Here is a 19,483-nt window from a genome sequence, read left to right on the forward strand (position 1 = left end):
GGGCTCGCAGAAGGACAGTGATATGAATACGCATTTTGATGTCATCGTCGTTGGGGGCGGTCACGCGGGCAGCGACGCCGCCGCGGCTGCGGCTCGATTCGGAGCCAGAACGGCTTTGATCACCCATAAGCGCGAGACGATCGGCGTCATGTCCTGCAATCCAGCCATTGGTGGATTGGGAAAAGGTCACCTTGTCAGGGAAGTCGATGCGCTCGACGGTGTGATGGGGCGCGTCGCCGATGCAGCGGGTATCCAGTTTCGCATGCTGAACCGGCGCAAGGGTCCCGCGGTCCGTGGCCCACGGACGCAGGCGGACCGAAAGCTCTATCGTCTCGCCATGCAATCGACCCTCTCCGAATATCAGAATCTGGAGATCGTCGAGGGTGATGTTTATGATCTTCGTATCGCCGACGGTTCGATCAACGGTGTCGTGCTCGCGGATGGCCGCGAATTTGGGTGCCGTTCCGTTGTCCTGACGACGGGCACATTTCTGCGTGGCTTGATTCATATCGGAGATCGCAAGATTCCGGCTGGCCGCGTTGGAGAGGATCCTTCTCTAGGCCTTTCAGGCACGCTTGCGCGGGCTGGATTTTCCCTGGCGCGGTTGAAGACGGGCACTCCGGCGCGCCTGGACGGCAAGACGATCGACTGGGATTCTGTCGGGCGCCAAGGCGCTGATGACGATCCCATCCCGTTTTCGTTCATGACCGAAACGATTGTCAATCGAAAGATCGAGTGCGGTGTGACGAGAACGACTCCGGAGACCCACAAAATCATCTCGGAGAATATCGGTCGCTCGGCGATGTATTCCGGGCAGATCGAGGGCATCGGTCCTCGCTATTGCCCGTCGATCGAGGACAAGATCGTTCGCTTCGGCGAGCGCGACGGGCATCAGATCTTCCTGGAGCCGGAAGGACTGGATGACGATACCGTTTATCCGAACGGGATCTCCACCTCGCTGCCTGAGGACGTTCAGGAGGCCTTTATCCACACCGTTCCGGGGCTGGAAAAAGTTCGAATTCTACAGCCGGGCTACGCTATCGAATATGATCATGTCGATCCGCGAGAGCTCCATTTCTCCCTCGAAACGAAACGGCTGGCCGGGCTTTTTCTCGCCGGCCAGATCAACGGCACGACTGGCTATGAAGAGGCCGCAGCCCAAGGCCTGGTCGCTGGATTGAATGCAGCGCGCAAGGCCGGTGGGTCGGATGCGATCGAATTCAGCCGGACACAGTCCTATATCGGCGTGATGATCGATGATTTGACGTCGAAGGGTGTTTCGGAGCCCTATCGCATGTTCACGTCCCGGGCGGAATATCGTCTGTCGCTGCGCGCCGACAATGCGGATCAGCGCCTGACGCCGCTCGGCGTCGAGCTCGGCATTGTCAGCCATGAGCGGCGAGAGAAATTCGAAATCTGGGCCGAAGAGCTCGATTGGGCGCGGGACTATGCGCAAAATGTCGCTCTGACGCCAAAGCAAGCGGCGGCATTCGATCTCAAGCTGAACCAGGATGGACAGAGACGGTCGGCCTATGATCTTCTGTCCTATGCGGATATCGATTTCGTCCGGATTGCGTCAATCTGGCCTGATCTGCAGAAAACATCCCGGCGCGTTCGAGAGGCGCTGGAGATCGAAGCCGCCTATCATGTCTATATGGACCGCCAGGCTTCGGACATTGCTCAGGTCAAGCGAGAAGAAAGCCGCAGAATTCCCGATACTCTTGATTTCGCCGCGTTGTCAGGGTTGTCAAACGAACTAAAGCAGAAGTTGCAACGGCACAAGCCGGCAAATATTTCGCAAGCGTCTCGAATTGACGGCATGACGCCTGCCGCGATATCGCTTCTCTTGGTGGCGATACGCCGTCAAGGCGACGAGCGGATCGCCTCCTGATTGCAACATTTGAGAGTCTGATCCTAGTGACAACCGTAATGAGTGTTTCACGTGAAACGCGGGACCGCTTGGAGCGTTTTGCGGCGCTGTTTCAAAAATGGTCGCGCAGCATAAACTTGGTCGCTTCTTCGACGCATGCCGAGCTTTGGGATCGGCATATTCGCGACAGCTTACAGATTTATGCGCTGTCGCCCGGCGCATTCTCCTGGGTTGATCTGGGCAGCGGCGGCGGCTTTCCTGGAATAATTACTGCCATTTGCCTCGCCGAACTCGGCGACGGTTGGGTCCACCTGGTCGAAAGCAACCACAAGAAGGCGTCCTTTCTCAGAATGGCGCTGCTTGAAACAGGCGCTCGAGGTTCCGTTCATTCGACAAGAATTGAAACGGCTACGGAATTGCTCCCGTCTTGCGATCGTGTTTCGGCGCGGGCGCTCGCAGACCTGGATAGTCTTTGCGAATTTATTGAACCTTGGGCGACGCGAAATCAGAATCTCAAGGCATTTTTTCATAAAGGCCGGGATTACCGGCGCGAAGTCGAAATTTCGCATAGGCGCTGGAAATTCGATCTGGTAGAACATTCCAGTGTGATTGAAAGCGACTCTGTCATCCTTGAGATCAGCGATCTCACACGGAAGTCAATGTAATCGGTGGGCGGTATGAGAAAGAATCGTATCATTACCATCGCCAATCAGAAGGGTGGCGTCGGTAAAACGACGACGGCCATCAATCTGGCGACTGCGCTGGCGGCGATTGGCGAGAGTGTCCTTATTGTTGATCTGGATCCTCAGGGGAATGCCAGTACCGGTCTCGGCATCAATCGGCGGGACAGAAAGCTGTCGACCTACGATCTGCTTGTGGGCACACATAGCATAGCCGAAGTGGCGATTGCGACCGTGGTTCCCAATCTCTTCATTGCAGCATCCACGATGGACCTCCTTGGTGTTGAAATGGAGATCGGTCGTGAGAGCGACCGTGTATTCCGGCTCAAAAAGGCGCTCGCGGGCGGTGGCGCGGAGGCCTACGACTATATTCTAGTAGATTGTCCTCCCTCGTTCAATTTGCTGACAATGAATGCCATGGCCGCGGCGCAGTCGGTTCTGGTGCCGCTGCAATGCGAATTTTTCGCGCTTGAGGGCCTTAGCCAGCTGCTGGAAACCATCGATCAAGTACGGCAGACGGTCAATCCAACGCTGGATATCCAGGGCATCGTGCTGACAATGTTCGATGCCCGTAACAATCTGGCGCAACAGGTTGTTTCGGATGTACGAGAACATCTCGGTGAAAAGGTCTATCACACGCTGATCCCCAGAAATGTCCGCGTCTCCGAGGCTCCCTCCTATGGCAAGCCGGCGATCCTCTACGATCTCAAATGTGCCGGCAGCCAAGCCTATCTTCAACTCGCGTCGGAAGTCATTCAGCGAGAACGGCAGAGCAAAGCTGCCTGATTTGATTCACCTCCGAAATAACTGGTGCATGCGTTATGAACGATGATCCCTCAAAACGCCGTCTCGGCCGTGGACTTGCCGCACTCATTGGAGAGATGGACCAGCCGTTGACAGCGGCTCCAGGCCGTCCCGCGATCAGCGCGGACCGCAAGGTTCCGATCGAACTGATCAGCCGTAATCCGAAGAACCCGCGAAAGAATTTCTCCGAGGACGAATTGCAGGATCTGGCGTCTTCGATCCGGCAGCACGGGATTGTGCAGCCGGTCGTGGTGCGTACGGTCGGCGACAGTAAATACGAGATCATCGCTGGCGAGCGCCGCTGGCGCGCGGCCCAGCTGGCGGGGCTTGTCGAAATTCCGGTGATCATTCGCGATGTCGATGATCGCACGGCGCTCGAACTTGCAATTGTCGAAAACGTTCAGCGCTCCGACCTCAATCCGGTCGAAGAGGCGATGGGCTACGAACAGTTGATTGCAGAGCATGGCTACACGCAGAATGATCTTGGCGAAATCATCGGCAAGAGCCGGTCGCATGTCGCCAACAGCTTACGGTTGTTGAAACTGCCGGATCCCGTGCGCCAGATGCTGTTCGACGGTAGCCTTTCCGCCGGTCACGCACGCGCTCTGATCCCGACGTCCGATCCTGTGGCGCTGGCCAAGGCGATCGTCAACAAGGGGCTTTCCGTGCGCGATGCCGAGCGGCTGGCGCAGAACGACATCAAGGCGCAGAGCAATCCCGCCGGCACCGAACCCAAAGCGCCGGAAAAGGATGCCGATACGATGGCGTTGGAGCGCGATCTTTCCAACCGGCTCGGCCTGCAGGTCAAGGTGTCCCACAACGGCGAGGGCGGACGCCTGGTGATTGCCTATAAGTCCCTGGAACAGTTGGAGCAGATCTGCCGACTGCTTGAGCGAGTCTGATAGCGGATCGTATTGATCTATAGAATCGAACTGTGCCCGGGCTGGATGCGGTTTCCCTTGCCGCGTCAGCGACGGGTACTCTTGTTTCTCTCGGCAATCAACGTGGTCGCGAGCAGGGTTTGCATCGCGATCGTATCTTCCAGGGCGGCGCGCTGGCGTGTCTGCAGGATGGCAGACTGCAGCCGGTTGAGTTCGATGGAAATGGCCGTGGATGTCCAATTCCGCAGCGCGTTCTCGATGATCGGGCGACGTCGGAAATGCAGCGATCGCGCGTGTTGGTTCAGTGCATCGCCTGTGGAGATTTTCCGGGCATCCATGTCGGAGCGCATTACGTCCAGCAACTGAAATTGTCTCTGGCAGCCCTGGAGAATCAGGAACACGCTGGTTTTCGAGGCGATGACTTTCTGCGTGGCATGCAGGAAGCCGGCTTTATCACCCTGGAGAATGGCGTCAACGGCGTCATCGGTGGAAATGGCGCTGGCATCGCCAATGATATCAAGCACATGCTGCAGTTTGATGATAGGCTCGCCCATGGCGTAGAGCGCGAGCTTGCGGATTTCACCACGGGAAGCGATGCGATCCCCGCCGAGACTTTCCAGGAGAGACTGCCGGGCGTCCGAATCGATTCGCAGCTGAAACGAAGTTAGTTCTTCGTCGATCAAAGCGTTCAGGCTCTTCGTGTCGTCGGCGTAACAGGGTATGGCGACCGCGGCGTGACCACTCTCGGCGGCCCTTCGCAGATTGGCACCCTTCTTCAGGTCGCCGGCCTCGATGATGATCCAGGCATTTTCCGGCGCCTTCTCGGAGAGTGCCGCGAGCGCCTCCGACAGGTTCTTGTCGGCGCCGGCGCCTTTGATCCAGATGAGTTTCTCGCCGCCGAACAAGCCGGTCGAATAGGCTTCATCGAATAGACGGCCGGGGTCACCGGCCAGGTCCGATGCGTCGAGGCGCATGAAGGAAAAGGCGTCGTCGGTGCTGACGCCTGTGATCTTGACGAGTTCGCCGGCGCGTTCGGAAACCAGGCCCCGATCAGGGCCGTAGACCAGGAAGATGCGATAATCGCGGGCGCGCCGCTTCACGAATTGGTCGAATTCGTGGGCCTTGATCTCCGCCATGCGTCAAAATCCAGAAAAACCAGGTGGTTCGTCAGCGCGACATCCAGACCGCGAGGTCGGCGCGGATGAGTTCGGCGAGTTCGCGAGCGGAGCGGTCTTCGGCATCCTTGATGGCGCGCAGCTTGGCATATTGCTGGCCGGGGAAGTCGACGAGCGCCACGGAAGAACGATGGCCGGTGCGCAGGACTTCGCCGGTGGAAATGCGCTTCAGCGTGAAATCTGCCTTCAACACCAGACGGCCGGCGCGCGGCAGATCAGTGGTCAGGTCGAGCAGCACGCCGACATTGCGTTCGACGAGCTTGATATCGACCTGATATTCCGGGTTGGCGGGCTCGCCGGCGCCGCCGGATGTCAGGAAGATCAGATCGTTGCGCAGTTGCAGTTCGACACGCGTGTCCGCTTCCGAAAACACGATCGATTTCAGCGCCGGATCCACCTTGCTATCCGTGGCATAAAGCGGTCGCACGGTGCAGCCGCTCACCAGCAGCAGAAGCGGCAGGACCAGCGCCGCCAGGAGAGTTTTTGCGCCGGACCGGACTTTCAGCTCAAACCACGACATTCACGATCCTCTGCGGAACCACGATGATCTTCTTCGGCATCTTTCCGTCCAGCGCGGAACGGACGCTGTCGAGCGCCAACACTGCTTCTTCGACCGAACTTTGATCCGCATCGCGCGCGATTGTCAAATCCGCCCGCTTCTTGCCGTTGATCTGCACCGGCAGCGTGATGACGTTTTCAGCCACCAGCGCTTCGTCATAGGCGGGCCAGCCGGCTTCGCAGACCATGCCGGTATTGCCGAGCAGGCCCCAGCACTCTTCGGCCAGATGCGGCGTCATCGGCGCAACAAGGCGGACCAGGATTTCCACGGCCTCTCGGGCGGCTGCGATTGTCACCGCGTCCGCCTTGCCGGAGGCAACCTGGGTCAGGGGTGCCGCAAGGGCATTGACCAGTTCGTAGATGCGGGCGACGGCCTTGTTGAAGCCCAACCGCTCATAGTCATATCCGACAGCCTTCAGCGTCTTGTGGGCAATCTGCGAGATGGCCAGCGCTTCGCCATCCTGAGCCGGCTTGCTTTGTACGCCCCTCAAAACGTCGGCCGCTTCGGAGACCAGCCGCCAGACGCGCTGGACAAAACGGTGCGCGCCCTCGACGCCGGCCTCGGTCCAGATCACGTCGCGATCGGGCGGCGAATCGGACAGCACGAAAAAGCGAGCCGTATCAGCACCATAGGAGCCGATAATGTCGTCGGGATCGACGACGTTCTTCTTCGACTTCGACATCTTTTCGATCGAGCCGATGGCGATCGGCTCGCCGGTGTCCATATGCGAGGCGATGCGCTTGCCGTCGATCTCGTCGACCTTGACGAAGGCCGGCTCGATCCATTCGCGGCCATGGCCTTCGCCGCGGCTATAGGTCTCGTGCACGACCATGCCCTGGGTGAACAGGCCCTTGAACGGCTCGTCGAGACCGACATGGCCGGTCTCGCGCATGGCGCGGGTGAAGAAGCGCGAATAGAGCAGGTGCAGGATCGCATGCTCGATGCCGCCGATATATTGGTCGACCGGCAGCCAGGCATTGGCGACGGCAGGGTCGGTCGGCGCATCTTCCCAGGGCGCGGTGAAGCGGGTGTAATACCAGGAGGAATCGACGAAGGTGTCCATCGTGTCGGTTTCACGACGCGCGTCGGCGCCGCATTGCGGGCAGGCGACGTGGCGCCAGGTCGCATGGCGATCGAGCGGATTGCCGGGCTTTTCGAAGTCGACATCGTCAGGCAGTTTGACCGGCAAGTCCTTCTTCGGCACTGGCACGACGCCGCAGACTTCGCAATGGATGACCGGAATCGGGCAGCCCCAATAGCGCTGACGCGAAATGCCCCAGTCGCGCAGGCGGAAATTCACCTTGCGTTCGCCTTGCGGCTGGTCGTGGATGAAATGACTGGCCAGGCGATTGGCAACCTCTTCGAAGGCGGCATCTGTGGTCATGCCGTCGAGGAAACGCGAATTGATCATTACGCCGTCGTCGACATAGGCGGTGTCGGTGACCTTGAACTCGTCCTTGTTGCCATCCTTCGGCATCACCACCGGCACGACCGGCAGGCCGTATTTGTTGGCGAAATCGAGGTCGCGCTGGTCGCCCGACGGGCAGCCGAAAATGGCGCCCGTGCCATATTCCATCAGCACGAAATTGGCGATGTAGACCGGAATCTGCCAGTCGCGGTCGAAGGGATGCAGCACGCGGATGCCGGTGTCGACACCCTTTTTCTCGGCTGTCTCCAAGGCAGCGACCGACGTGCCGGAACGGCGGCATTCCTCGCAGAACTCGGCGATCGCCGGATCGCGCTCGGCGGCAGCCTTGGCGACCGGGTGATCAGCCGAGATGGCCAGAAAGGAGGCGCCGAACAGTGTGTCCGGGCGGGTCGTATAGACCATGATGTCGCGGAGATCGCCGATCGTGTTGCTCGGCACCGTCTCCCAGCGAACGGTCAGGCCTTCGGAGCGGCCGATCCAGTTCTTCTGCATCAGCCGGACCTTTTCCGGCCATTGGTCGAGCGTGTCGAGCCTGTCCAGCAGATCCTGGGCGAAGGCGGTGATCTTGAAGAACCATTGCGTCAGCTCGCGCTGCTCGACCAGCGCGTCGGAGCGCCAGCCGCGGCCATCGATGACCTGCTCGTTGGCGAGCACGGTCATGTCGACTGGGTCCCAATTGACCTTGGAATTCTTGCGATAGACCAGGCCCTTTTCCATCATGTCGAGGAAGAGATGCTGCTGGCGGTGATAGTAGTCGACGTCGCAAGTGGCGAATTCGCGCGACCAATCCAGCGAAAGTCCCATGGATTTCAGCTGCTTGCGCATGGCGGCGATGTTGTCGTAGGTCCAGGATTTCGGATGGACCTTGTTCTTCATCGCCGCGTTTTCGGCCGGCATGCCGAAGGCGTCCCAGCCCATGGGATGCAGCACGTTGAAGCCGCGGGCGCGCTTGTAGCGGGCGACGACATCGCCCATGGCATAGTTGCGCACATGGCCCATATGGATGCGGCCCGACGGATAGGGAAACATTTCGAGGACGTAATATTTTTCACGCGGGTCGGTGTTATCGGTTTCGAAGACTTTCGCCTCGGCCCAATGCTGCTGCCAGCGCGGTTCGACCTCGCGCGGATTATAACGTTCTGATGCCATGTGATGCTGTCCGGAACCCAGAATTCTCGAATAAATTTGGGGCTGACCTTCATCATGAAAGCCGCGTCGCGTCAAGTTTTTCGGCGGAATGGATCGGCCCGGTCTTGGCAATCATATGGTGGTTCCGCTACGGAGAAACCAGAAGTTTTGGAGTATGACATGTCGGTCGTCGAACAGTTCAACGAAGTCAAGGCGAGGATGGAAAAGGCCGCGGAAGAGGCGGGACGCCAGGATCGCGCCGACCTCGTCGCGGTGACAAAGACATTCTCCGCCGAGCATATCCTGCCGGTGCTCGAAACCGGCCATCGGCTCTATGGCGAAAACCGGGTGCAGGAAGCCGAAGGCAAGTGGCCGGAGCTCAAACAGCGCTTTCCGGATATCGAACTGCATCTGATCGGCCCGCTGCAATCCAACAAGGCGGCGGATGCAGTGGCGCTGTTCGACGTCCTCGAGACGGTCGACCGCGAGAAGATCGTCCGCGCCATCAAGGCGGAGATCGACAAGCAGGGCAAGGCGCCAAAACTCTATGTCCAGGTCAATACCGGCCTGGAGCCGCAGAAGGCGGGGATTGCCCCGGATGACACGCTCGCTTTTGTCACATTCTGCCGCGACGAACTTTCCCTCAGAATTGAAGGGCTCATGTGCATTCCGCCGGCGGATGAAAATCCGGGGCCGCATTTCGCCCTGCTTGGCAAGCTGGCGCGAGAATGCGGTGTAGCGAAACTGTCCATGGGCATGTCGGGGGATTTCGAGACGGCGATCGGTTTCGGTGCGACCAGCGTGCGGGTCGGATCGGCAATTTTTGGGCATAGATAGGTGAAATATGGGCGAGAGCGTGATTGTAGATAGCTCAGTTACCTTTACTCTCACGCCGGACGATTTCGTTCGAGCCTATCAGCTGGCCATGATCAAGCGCTACCGGCAGCCGCGGACTTGGCTGCGGTACGGGGTCTGGTTTGTCGGGGTACTGGCACTTGTCGTGCTGTCGAACAACAAACTCATCCAAAATCCCGTCTTCTTCATCACCGTCTTTGCAATAGGCATATGTCTCAGGCTGCTCTTATGGTACTTCGTTTTCGTTCCATCAAATGCGCGCAAACGGTTTTCTGAAAGCAAGGCATTTCTTGGCCTAATCACGTATTCCTGGTCTGAGCAGGAAATACAGTTCTTGGGCGAACTCAGCAGCGCTCGACTTCCGTGGAAGGACATGGCCGATCACGCGGAAAACGACGGTATGCTGTTGTTCTATCCAACGCCGCAAGTCATGCATATCGTGCCGAAGCGAGCTTTCACTGAGGCTCAGATCGCGGATGTAATTAACTGTGCCTCTGCAAATATGGATTGGTAGCGGTTTGTCCGCTTTCATCCACCCTCATCGAGGTGACCATGCGCGATGGACCCTTCGAGGCCCCATTCCGCTTCGCGTCATGGGGCGCCTCAGGGTGAGGGGAGATTGGGGTGCTAGCAGTGCCACAAGCACTCTCGCAGCAAGGGGGAGATTGGGGCACTTACGGCGCCACACACTCGCCCTCACCCTGAGGCGCTTTTTTGACGCAGTCGGAAAAGCCTCGAAGGGTCCGTGCCAACCTCAAAACGCTGCTGGGAGGCCGCCCCTACACTCCAGTCGGCATCTGCCGCACGAAGCGCTGCTCCGGCAGATCGAACCCCCATTGCGTTCCCTGCCATTCCTCGGCCAATTCAAAGCCGAAGGACTCATAAAGCTTCCGCGCTGCATTCAGCCCTCTGAACGTCCAGAGATGAATTTCCGGAAATCCCTGCGCATCACAGAATTTCATCGCTTCCGCCACCAGCTTTCGCCCGGTGCCCGTCCCACGCAAATCGTCCTCGACGATCACCCAGCGCAAATGCGCCTTGCCTTCGCCTAGGTCCTCACCATCAATGGCGATCGATCCCTTGATCTGGCTGGCCTCTACCGCAAGCCACATCTGGTTGCCGGGGCGGCCGAGACGGGGGATGAAATCGGCAAGGCCGTCGGCGATCTTGGCTTCGAAGACCGGCGGGAAATTCCAGTCGTGGGCATAATAGCGGCCATGCATTTCAGCGATCCGGCCAATAGCCCCCGGCAGGAAGCCGGTGACGATCTCAATCTTTCTGCCCGTGTCCGCTGCTTCACCACCGCGCGTCATGCTAAGCGCGCCGGCATAGGCGGAAAGTCCACCGATCACCCGCGTCCGGGCGCTGTCCTCTAGTGAACTCAGCGCGCGGTCGACAAGCGCATTGGCGTATCGGTCGATCTCGCCGAGCAGCGTTCTGCCGGGCGGGGTAAGCGCCAGGAGCTTGGCGCGACCATCGGTCTCGCTTGCGATTTCCGAGATCAGTCCGCGATCGACGAGCCGTGCCAGCATGCGGCTAACGGTGGATTTCTCCAATCGCAGCGTCTGGCCGAGTTCTCCGGCCGTCAAACCATCATGATTGCCGATTTCGATAATGGCATGCACAGCGGATGGCGAAAGATCGGTTTCGGCCAGCGTCGGCCGCATGAAGCCGAGGTCGCGCACCATGCGGCGGGAGGCATCGCGGACGGAAAGGATATCGGCACGGGTCAGGGCGGCATTCACGGCAGGACCTCGAATATAGTTGTATATTACAACTATATTCGAGGCGGTAATGTCTGACAAGAGCGTACTGCAAATCCTCGCATCGGCTTGAAAACCCGGATGTTGCGGACTAAGAGACGCCAGCCTCAACTCCAACCTTCAGAAAGTCTGGCAATGTCACGCACGCTTTTTCTGCTGCCCGGTGACGGCATCGGCAAGGAAACCATGGCGGAAGTCCGCAAGATCATCGCCGCGATGAACGAAAAGTTCGGCGCGGGTTTCGAGACCGATGAAGGTCTCGTCGGCGGCTCGGCCTATGATGCGCATGGCAAGGCGATTTCGGAAGAGGATATGGCCAAGGCGCTCGCCGCCGATGCGGTTCTGTTCGGCGCCGTCGGCGGCCCGAAATGGGATGGCGTGCCCTATGACGTGCGGCCCGAGGCCGGGTTGCTCCGGCTGCGCAAGGATCTGGCGCTGTTCGCCAATCTGCGCCCGGCGATCTGCTATCCGGCGCTCGCCAACGCTTCTTCGCTCAAGCCCGATGTGGTCGAAGGCCTCGACATCCTCATCGTCCGCGAATTGACCGGTGGCGTCTATTTCGGCTCGCCGAAGGAGATCATCGATCTCGGCAACGGCCAGAAGCGCGGCATCGATACCCAGGTCTATGACACATTCGAGATCGAACGTATCTCGTCGGTTGCCTTCGAGCTGGCGCGCACGCGGGGCAACAAGGTCTGCTCGATGGAAAAACGCAATGTCATGAAGTCGGGCGTGCTGTGGAACGAGGTCGTGACCCAGACGCACAAGGCGAAATATCCTGATGTGCAGCTCGACCACATGCTCGCCGATGCCGGCGGCATGCAGCTCGTCCGCTGGCCGAAACAGTTCGACGTCATCGTCACCGACAACCTGTTCGGCGATATGCTCTCCGACATCGCCGCCATGCTGACCGGCTCGCTCGGCATGCTGCCGTCGGCATCGCTCGGCGCCCCCGATCCGAAGACCGGCAAGCGCAAGGCGATGTACGAGCCGGTGCATGGTTCGGCGCCCGACATTGCCGGCCAGGGTATCGCCAACCCGATCGCCATGATCGCCTCGTTTGCCATGTGCCTGCGCTATTCCTTCAACATGATCAAGGAAGCCGACACGCTGGAAAAGGCCATCGCCAATGTGCTCGACGAGGGCATCCGCACCGGCGACATCATGTCGGAAGGTGCCAAGAAGGTCGGCACAACCGAGATGGGCGATACGATCCTGGCGGAATTCCTCAAACTCTCTGCTTGATTTGCCGGAAGGCCGACGCATATCTCTGGAATGACAGAGAAAAAGCCCGGTCTTCTTGCACTCTACAGAGATCGCTATCGCGCCACGCAAGCGGAGCATCGGCCTGTGCCGGTGCTCTTTCCATTCCTGGCGGCTGTTGTTCTGGTGGCCGCTGCCTTCCTGTTCCTGGATCCGATCGCAGTTCGGCTCTATGGCCACTGGCCGGCCTGGCTCGCCGATCCTGCCGCGCATGTGACGGATGTCGGCCGTTCGTGGTGGATACTCACGCTGGCAACGTTGGTGGTTGTCGGTGCCTGGGCTTTTCAAAAATTGTCAAAGAGTGCGCGCGGCGGACAGATTGCGGCGCGCCTCATTCCGATCGCCATCTATATCCTTGTCTCGGTTGGCCTTGCCTCCCTGATCGTCAACACGGTCAAGCGGGTGATCGGGCGGCCGAGACCCGTGCTCTTTGCCGAGGATGGGCTGTTTTCCGTGCACCCCCTGAGCTGGAATTTCAACCTGGAGAGCTTTCCATCGGGTCATTCGACGGTGAATGGCGCGCTGTTCATGGCGCTGTCGCTGCTTTTTCCGCGCTTTCGCTGGCCGCTGCTGGTTTTGGGTTTTTGCTTCGCATTGACGCGCGTCTTCGTCGGCGCGCATTTTCCAAGTGACGTTACGGCGGGCTTTGCCTTCGGCATGTGGTTTTCGTTTGCCATGGCCTTGCTGTTTTCCCGCTTTGGCATCCTGTTTGACGGCAGCGGTGGAAAACTGTTGGTGCGGACATGAAAAACCCGGCGCAATCGCTCGCGCCGGAAAAGTCTTGGGCAGGGGAACGAACTCAGATCGTATGGATGTTGTTGTTCTTCGTCTCGCGCAGGAAGAGCGTGCCGATCACCAGGCTCATGACTGCGATGACGATCGGATACCAGAGACCGTAGTAGATATCGCCCTTCGCGGCGCTGAGCGCGAAGACGATCGCTGGAASCAAGCCGCCGAACCAGCCATTGCCGACATGATAGGGCAGCGACATGCCGCTATAGCGGATGCGGGTCGGGAACATCTCCACCAGCATGGCCGCGATCGGGCCGTAGACCATGGTCACATAGATCACCAGCACGAAGAGGATGGCGATGCACTGGAACCAGTTGATTTGCGCCGGATCGGCATAGATCTTGAATTCGCCGCCGCCCGGCACTTTGTAGACGGGAAGGCTGGCTACGCCATTGAGGTCCGCGGCAGTCATGATCTTCTCGCGGATCAGTTTGGCGGCCGACATGGTTTCCGGCGCCACGGCCCTGACCTTGGCCTCGTCGAGGTCGAGTTCTGGATTGGCGGCGAGGAAGGCGGCGATCTTCGGCTCAGCCACCTGGGCAGGAGCGCGGGTTAGCGGATAGCCTGCGGTCTTGAGCGCCGTGAACGCAGCTTTCTCGAACTTGGCCGTGTTGGCCTTGGCGTCGCCGCCTGTGTTGACGAAACTCGGGATTGTCGCATCGCCGATCTTGACGGAGGCCACCGTGCCGGCTGCGGCTGGCACCACGGCATAGGAGACCGAGTTCTTGGCAAGGAAGGCAGTCGCCACGTCGCACGACGTGGTGAACTTGCTGGTGCCGGTCATGTTGAACTGGAACGAGCAATCTGCCGGATCGGCGGTCACCGTCGCATGGATATTCTGCTGGGCGGTGTAGAGCGCGGGATTGCCGGCCCAGGTCAGCGCCTTGAACAGCGGGAAATAGGTCACGGCGGCAAGCAGCAGGCCGAGCATGATGATCGGCTTGCGGCCGATCTTGTCTGACAGCCAGCCGAACACGACGAAGAAGATCGCGCCGAGGCCGAGCGCCACAGCGACCATGATGTTGGCCGAGGCGAGGTCGATCTTCAGCACGTTCTGCAGGAAGAACAGCGCGTAGAACTGGCCGCCATACCAGACGACGGCCTGGCCGGCGACGGCGCCGAACAAGGCGAGCAGCGCAATCCTGGCGTTTTTCCATTGGCCGAAAGCCTCGGTCAGGGGCGCTTTCGAATGGGTGCCTTCTTCCTTCATGCGTTTGAACACCGGCGATTCGTTCATCCTCATGCGAATCCAGACCGAGATACCCAGCAGGATCGATGAAACGATAAAGGGAATGCGCCAGCCCCATTCGGCAAAGCCGTCCTTGCTCATCATGAACTGCACGAGCAGGATGACGATCAGCGACAGGAACAGGCCCATTGTCGCGGTCGTCTGGATCCAGGACGTATAGAAGCCGCGGCGGTTGTCGGGCGCATGTTCGGCGACATAAGTCGCCGCACCGCCATATTCGCCACCGAGTGCAAGGCCCTGCAACAGGCGAAGCGCGATCAGGATGATCGGCGCGGCAATGCCGAGCGTGGCCGCGCCGGGCAGGAGACCGACCAGGAAGGTCGATGAACCCATGATCAGGATCGTGACCAGGAAGGTGTATTTGCGGCCGACCAGGTCCCCCAGGCGTCCGAACACCAGGGCGCCGAAAGGCCGCACCAGGAAGCCCGCGGCGAAGGCGAGCAAAACGAAAATGTTGCGGGTCGTCTCCGGATAGGAGTTGAAGAAGGCAAAGCCGATATAGGTGCCGAGCGAGCCGTAAAGATAGAAGTCGTACCATTCGAAGACGGTGCCGAGGGAGGAGGCGAAGATGACCTTCTTCTCCTCCGACGACATGGGCCGCGATTGGGCCATGGACATGGTCATGTCTGCCATTGCAAATCCTCCAAAGTGCCGGCGCAGCAACCCTCCTCAAGGCTTTCCTCTGCGCGGATTGCAAAAAGATGGCAGAATTCGGCCGCACGCGGCAGCCTTGCTTTATGCTTATGACGAAAGTCTTAGGTGCAGTGCGGGATGGAAACGGATGGCTCCTGCAGGCAACAATCCTTGTCATCGCAACGCCTCGGAAGCCCAGTGCGGACCGGTTTTTCCTGGACGCCTCTATGCCAGCCCGGAAAGCTTGAAGCATGCTGCCTGCGCTAGGCTAAAGACATCTCGCCAAGCCGCTGGCCAGCCGCTCGCATCAGCGCGGCGGACGATCAGATCAATGAAGCAGGACCGCAATGAACGCATTGTTATTGGCCTCATGTGTCTTCGTGATCCTCGGATTGTCGATGTCAGCCGGCATGGCCGTTCGCGATCGGCTTCCGGCGCATCACCTCAATACGGATTCGAAAGAGGTGATGCAGCTGGCAACGGCGGTTGTCGGAACGCTCGCAGCGCTGGCCCTTGGCCTGTTGATCGCTTCGGCCAAAACCGCTTATGACGATGCCGAGCGCGACCTCAAGGCAACGGCGGCCAACATTGTCCTCCTCGATCGCGTCATGGCGCAATATGGATCGGAAACCCATGACACCAGGCTCCAGCTGCGCAAGCTCATCCAGAACCGGCTCGACCGCGGTTGGAGCATCCAAACGAGCGATCAGGTAGGGGCCGGGACGCCACCGGAATTTCAGGACATTGAAACCATTCAGGCCGGCCTTCGGTCGCTCGACCCGCAGGACCATGCCCGAAAATTTCTCCAGAGCCGGGCGCTCGACGTGTCGGGAAAAATAGCCGAAGGCCATTGGCTGCAGGTCGAGACCGCGGACGAGGGCCTGCCATGGGGATTCTTCGTCGTTCTGATCTTCTGGCTCGCATTGCTGTTCGGGACCTTTGGGCTGCAGGCGCCCCCGAACGCCACGGTGATGATCATCAACACGATCTGCGCCTTGTCGGTGGCCGGCGCCATTTTCGCGATCTCCGACATGGACAATCCCTATGCGGGTTTCATCCACATATCCGATGCGCCGCTGCAGGGCGCGCTGACGCGGTTGGGGCAGTCCTGACATCCGGCCTCCGAATTCCAGGTGACATGATCGCCTTTTGCAAACTTTGCCATGCGAATGATCCCGAGCTGGCGGCATATGGGTCATGGCAATTGCGGCGTATGCCTATGGTTCCCGGTCATTGACGACTGCCTGGCGGCGTTGATGGCCGGCTTTTCCCTTGACTTGCCGGGAAAACACGCTACAGGAAATCCCGTTGAAAGGGACCACTTCATGACGGGTTGCTTGAGAGCGCCGGTTTCCATGTACCGTTCGGACATCATGTCCGGCGCAGGTTCGCTTTTTTCTCCTGAATACAAAACCAGGGCCACCAAAACGACGACGAAAACCGTCTGACGTTCCTGGCCCGCCGCTCTCTCCCCGGCTCAAGGCCGGGAGCGGGACCTGACGCGGTTTTGGCGATCAAGGTCCGATCTCATCAACCGGTGGAGAGAAAAGAAAGAGACGATCAAAATGGGTTTCAAGATTGCAGTCGTAGGCGCCACCGGCAATGTCGGGCGCGAAATGCTCAACATCCTCGCCGAGCGCGATTTCCCGGCCGACGAGGTCGTGGCGCTTGCCTCCGCGCGCTCGCATGGAACCGAGGTTTCCTATGGCGACAAGACGCTGACGGTCAAGAATCTCGAAAACTACGACTTCAAGGGTACGGACATCTGCCTGATGTCGGCTGGCGGCGCAGTATCGATGAAGTGGTCGCCGAAGATCGGCCAGCAGGGCTGCATCGTCATCGACAATTCCTCGGCCTGGCGTTACGACGCCGAAGTGCCGCTGGTCGTGCCGGAGGTCAATCCGGATGCGGTAGTCAACTTCCGCAAGAAGAACATTATCGCCAATCCGAATTGCTCGACTGCGCAGCTCGTGGTGGCGCTGAAGCCGCTGCATGACCATGCCAAGATAAAGCGCCTCGTCATCTCGACCTATCAGTCCGTGTCCGGCGCCGGCAAGGACGGCATGGACGAGCTTTTCAACCAGACCCGCGCCGTTTTCGTCGCCGATCCGATCGAATCGAAGAAGTTCACCAAGCGCATCGCCTTCAACGTTATCCCGCATATCGATGTGTTCATGGAAGACGGCTATACCAAGGAAGAATGGAAGGTGCTGGCCGAGACCAAGAAGATTCTTGATCCCTCGATCAAGGTGACCTGCACGGCCGTGCGCGTGCCGGTGTTCATCGGCCATTCGGAATCGGTCAATATCGAGTTCGAGCGCGAGATCACTGCCGAGGAAGCCCGCGAGATTCTGCGTGACGCACCCGGTTGCCAGGTGATCGACAAGCATGAGAATGGCGGCTACATCACGCCCTATGAAAGCGCCGGCGAGGATGCGACCTTTATTTCGCGCATTCGCGAGGATGCGACGGTCGAGAATGGCCTGAATATGTGGATCGTCTCGGACAATCTGCGCAAGGGTGCGGCGCTCAACGCCATCCAGATCGCGGAACTTCTTGTTAACCGTGGCCTGATAAAGGCCGCCAAGGCAGCCTGAATCCAGTAGGGATGAATAAAACCCGCCCGGCAAACGTCTGCTTGGCGGGTTTATCCTTTGTAAAATTTAGGGCAGGCTAATCTTCAGTTCGGGCGATTCGACCTGTGACGGCCGGATCGACAATAGAGGACATCATGATCACGACACGAAAACTTGCTGTCGCATTCGCATTTCTCGCTGCTTCTTTCTCCATGACCTCCGGCGCGCTTGCCGCGTCCTGCAGCAAGACATCTGCCGGCTTCGACGAATGGAAGACCGAGTTTTCCGCCGAGGCTGCGGGAAAGGGCATCAACAAGCAGACGCTCGACCGGGTCATGGCCGCCATCATCTACAATAAGGCGACGATCCGTGCGGACCGCGGCCAGCATTCGTTCAAGCTGTCGCTGGACGAATTCATGCGCAAGCGCGGCTCGTCTACCATCGTTGCCCGTGGCCGGCAGATCAAGCGCGCGAATGCGGCGCTGTTCGCTTCGATCGAGAAGCGCTTCGGCGTTCCGGCGGGTCCGCTGATCGCCATCTGGGGCATGGAGACCGGCTTCGGCAGCTATATGGGCCACGAGAACACCTTGTCCGCTGTGGCAACGCTCGCCTTCGATTGCCGCCGCAGCCCCTATTTCACCGACCAGTTCTATGCGGCGCTGAAGCTCACCGAACAAGGTACGATCTCGACAGCGTCGCGCGGTGCCGCCCATGGCGAAATCGGCCAGACACAGTTCCTGCCGAAGAACGTGCTCACTTATGGCGTCGATGGCGATGGCAACGGCCGCATCGACCTGATCGGTTCCAAGGCCGACGCGCTTGCTTCGACGGCCAACCTCTTGCACGGCCATGGCTGGCGCGCCGGCGCCGGCTATCAGAAGGGCCAACCGAATTTCGCCGCCATCAAGGGCTGGAACGATGCTGCCGTCTACCAGCAGGCGATCGCCATCATGGGTGCCCAGATCGATGGGGACACGAAGGGCGAGTGAGTTAGGCGGGCCTGTTTCTCGGGCCTCGTCAGATTGAATATGCAAAATCGCCCGCGCTGATAGCGCGGGCGATTTTGCTTGGTGGCCTATGTTGCTTGATTTCGTGAGAGGCGTTTTTTGGCGTAGCCGGAAAAGCCTCGAAGAACCAATCCCAAACTACCCCTCGCCTTCCTCCGACACTGTCTCCTCTGCCAGCTGTGGGCGGCTGAAATCGCCGGTCTCCGGGTCCATTATCCAGAGCTCACCGGTGGAGATGTCGAACCAGGCGCCGTAGATCGCCAGCTCACCGCGCTTTTCCAGTGCTGCGATATCCGGAAATGTCCGGAGGTTCTCGATCGAATTGCGGATCGAGATGCGCTCCAGCGCCCGCTGCCGCTCAGCCGGGGTCATGAATTTGTATTGCGTCACCTCTTCGGCGGCCGGCCGCAGCAGGCTCATCCATTTGCCGATGAAATTGCCCGGCGACAGCGGTTCCCCATCGTTGTTGAGCGCCGCGCGGATGCCGCCACAGCGTCCATGGCCCATGACGACGATCTCGCGGATTCTGAGCCCCTGTATGGCGAATTCCAGCGCTGACGAGGTGCCGTGATAGTGCTCGTCCGGACCGTAGGGCGGCACCATATTGGCGACGTTGCGGACGACGAACAGTTCGCCCGGGCCGCAGTCGAAGATCGTCTCCGGCGCGGAGCGCGAGTCGCAACAGGCAATCATCATCGTCCGCGGCTCCTGGCCCTCGGACGCGAGCGAGCGATATCGATTCGATTCGGCCGAATAGCGGCCGTTCATGAAAGAGCGATAGCCGTTGAGCAAATGATCGGGAAACGAACTCATGGGACT

18 protein-coding genes are annotated in these 19,483 nt (G+C 59.4%); 12 read left to right on the top strand and 6 right to left on the bottom strand.

Annotated elements, in window-relative coordinates; genetic code table 11:
- Window positions 1–22 precede the first annotated feature (22 nt).
- From mnmG to AC1DYF_RS02030, 4 genes are read left to right on the top strand one after another with little or no spacing between them, the layout of a single operon-like run.
- Window positions 23–1,891: a tRNA uridine-5-carboxymethylaminomethyl(34) synthesis enzyme MnmG gene (mnmG, locus tag AC1DYF_RS02015; protein ID WP_477874717.1), complete on the top strand. Its 1,869-nt coding sequence runs from the start codon at window positions 23–25 to the stop codon at window positions 1,889–1,891.
- A 38-nt stretch (window positions 1,892–1,929) separates the two neighbouring features.
- Window positions 1,930–2,535: a 16S rRNA (guanine(527)-N(7))-methyltransferase RsmG gene (gene rsmG, locus AC1DYF_RS02020; protein ID WP_477874719.1), complete on the top strand. Its 606-nt coding sequence runs from the start codon at window positions 1,930–1,932 to the stop codon at window positions 2,533–2,535.
- Window positions 2,536–2,547: 12 nt separating this feature from the next.
- Complete coding sequence (locus AC1DYF_RS02025; RefSeq protein WP_477874721.1) at window positions 2,548–3,336, top strand: ParA family protein; 789 nt, start codon at window positions 2,548–2,550, stop codon at window positions 3,334–3,336.
- A 35-nt stretch (window positions 3,337–3,371) separates the two neighbouring features.
- Window positions 3,372–4,256 carry a ParB/RepB/Spo0J family partition protein gene (locus AC1DYF_RS02030; protein ID WP_477874723.1) on the top strand — a complete coding sequence of 295 codons (885 nt, stop codon included), beginning with the start codon at window positions 3,372–3,374 and terminating at the stop codon, window positions 4,254–4,256.
- Between the two features lie 65 nt (window positions 4,257–4,321).
- Here AC1DYF_RS02030 and holA read toward each other — a convergent pair whose 3' ends face one another.
- The 3 genes from holA to leuS are packed head-to-tail and all read right to left on the bottom strand — an operon-like array spanning window position 4,322 to window position 8,547.
- Complete coding sequence (gene holA, locus AC1DYF_RS02035) at window positions 4,322–5,371, bottom strand: DNA polymerase III subunit delta (protein ID WP_477874725.1); 1,050 nt, start codon at window positions 5,369–5,371, stop codon at window positions 4,322–4,324.
- A gap of 31 nt (window positions 5,372–5,402) precedes the next feature.
- Window positions 5,403–5,930 (bottom strand): hypothetical protein, encoded by a 528-nt coding sequence (locus tag AC1DYF_RS02040; protein ID WP_477874727.1) that lies wholly within the window; start codon window positions 5,928–5,930, stop codon window positions 5,403–5,405.
- A complete protein-coding gene (gene leuS / locus AC1DYF_RS02045; RefSeq protein ID WP_477874729.1) occupies window positions 5,917–8,547 on the bottom strand; it encodes a leucine--tRNA ligase in 2,631 nt (876 codons plus the stop codon). Before leuS ends, AC1DYF_RS02040 begins: the two co-directional genes overlap by 14 nt.
- A gap of 159 nt (window positions 8,548–8,706) precedes the next feature.
- Here leuS and AC1DYF_RS02050 point away from each other — a divergent pair, with 159 nt between their 5' ends.
- Window positions 8,707–9,363, top strand: a complete 657-nt coding sequence (locus tag AC1DYF_RS02050; RefSeq protein ID WP_477874731.1) for a YggS family pyridoxal phosphate-dependent enzyme — start codon at window positions 8,707–8,709, stop codon at window positions 9,361–9,363.
- Window positions 9,364–9,370: 7 nt separating this feature from the next.
- Window positions 9,371–9,895: a YcxB family protein gene (locus AC1DYF_RS02055; RefSeq protein ID WP_477874733.1), complete on the top strand. Its 525-nt coding sequence runs from the start codon at window positions 9,371–9,373 to the stop codon at window positions 9,893–9,895.
- A 265-nt stretch (window positions 9,896–10,160) separates the two neighbouring features.
- Here AC1DYF_RS02055 and AC1DYF_RS02060 read toward each other — a convergent pair whose 3' ends face one another.
- Window positions 10,161–11,126: a bifunctional helix-turn-helix transcriptional regulator/GNAT family N-acetyltransferase gene (locus AC1DYF_RS02060; RefSeq protein WP_477874735.1), complete on the bottom strand. Its 966-nt coding sequence runs from the start codon at window positions 11,124–11,126 to the stop codon at window positions 10,161–10,163.
- Window positions 11,127–11,279: 153 nt separating this feature from the next.
- Between AC1DYF_RS02060 and leuB the strand changes: the two genes are divergently transcribed.
- Together leuB and AC1DYF_RS02070 are read left to right on the top strand one after the other, a co-directional pair.
- A complete protein-coding gene (leuB, locus tag AC1DYF_RS02065) occupies window positions 11,280–12,389 on the top strand; it encodes a 3-isopropylmalate dehydrogenase (protein WP_477874737.1) in 1,110 nt (369 codons plus the stop codon).
- Window positions 12,390–12,419: 30 nt separating this feature from the next.
- Window positions 12,420–13,154: a phosphatase PAP2 family protein gene (locus AC1DYF_RS02070; RefSeq protein ID WP_477874739.1), complete on the top strand. Its 735-nt coding sequence runs from the start codon at window positions 12,420–12,422 to the stop codon at window positions 13,152–13,154.
- 52 nt (window positions 13,155–13,206) lie between these two features.
- Here the strand turns inward: AC1DYF_RS02070 and AC1DYF_RS02075 are convergent, their stop codons facing one another.
- Window positions 13,207–15,081, bottom strand: coding sequence for an MFS transporter (locus AC1DYF_RS02075; protein WP_477874741.1), 1,875 nt, complete (start codon window positions 15,079–15,081; stop codon window positions 13,207–13,209).
- A gap of 347 nt (window positions 15,082–15,428) precedes the next feature.
- Between AC1DYF_RS02075 and AC1DYF_RS02080 the strand changes: the two genes are divergently transcribed.
- From AC1DYF_RS02080 to AC1DYF_RS02095, 4 genes are all read left to right on the top strand, one after another.
- A complete protein-coding gene (locus tag AC1DYF_RS02080) occupies window positions 15,429–16,193 on the top strand; it encodes a bestrophin-like domain (protein WP_477874743.1) in 765 nt (254 codons plus the stop codon).
- Between the two features lie 51 nt (window positions 16,194–16,244).
- Window positions 16,245–16,529 carry a hypothetical protein gene (locus AC1DYF_RS02085; RefSeq protein ID WP_477874745.1) on the top strand — a complete coding sequence of 95 codons (285 nt, stop codon included), beginning with the start codon at window positions 16,245–16,247 and terminating at the stop codon, window positions 16,527–16,529.
- 117 nt (window positions 16,530–16,646) lie between these two features.
- Window positions 16,647–17,678, top strand: coding sequence for an aspartate-semialdehyde dehydrogenase (locus tag AC1DYF_RS02090; RefSeq protein ID WP_477874747.1), 1,032 nt, complete (start codon window positions 16,647–16,649; stop codon window positions 17,676–17,678).
- 134 nt (window positions 17,679–17,812) lie between these two features.
- Window positions 17,813–18,646 carry a lytic murein transglycosylase gene (locus AC1DYF_RS02095; RefSeq protein WP_477874749.1) on the top strand — a complete coding sequence of 278 codons (834 nt, stop codon included), beginning with the start codon at window positions 17,813–17,815 and terminating at the stop codon, window positions 18,644–18,646.
- A 156-nt stretch (window positions 18,647–18,802) separates the two neighbouring features.
- On the opposite strand, the gene AC1DYF_RS02100 is transcribed toward AC1DYF_RS02095, so the two are convergent.
- Window positions 18,803–19,477 (bottom strand): carbonic anhydrase, encoded by a 675-nt coding sequence (locus AC1DYF_RS02100; RefSeq protein WP_477874751.1) that lies wholly within the window; start codon window positions 19,475–19,477, stop codon window positions 18,803–18,805.
- Window positions 19,478–19,483: the final 6 nt, after the last annotated feature.

Source organism: Rhizobium sp. P2_G9 (assembly GCF_056403475.1).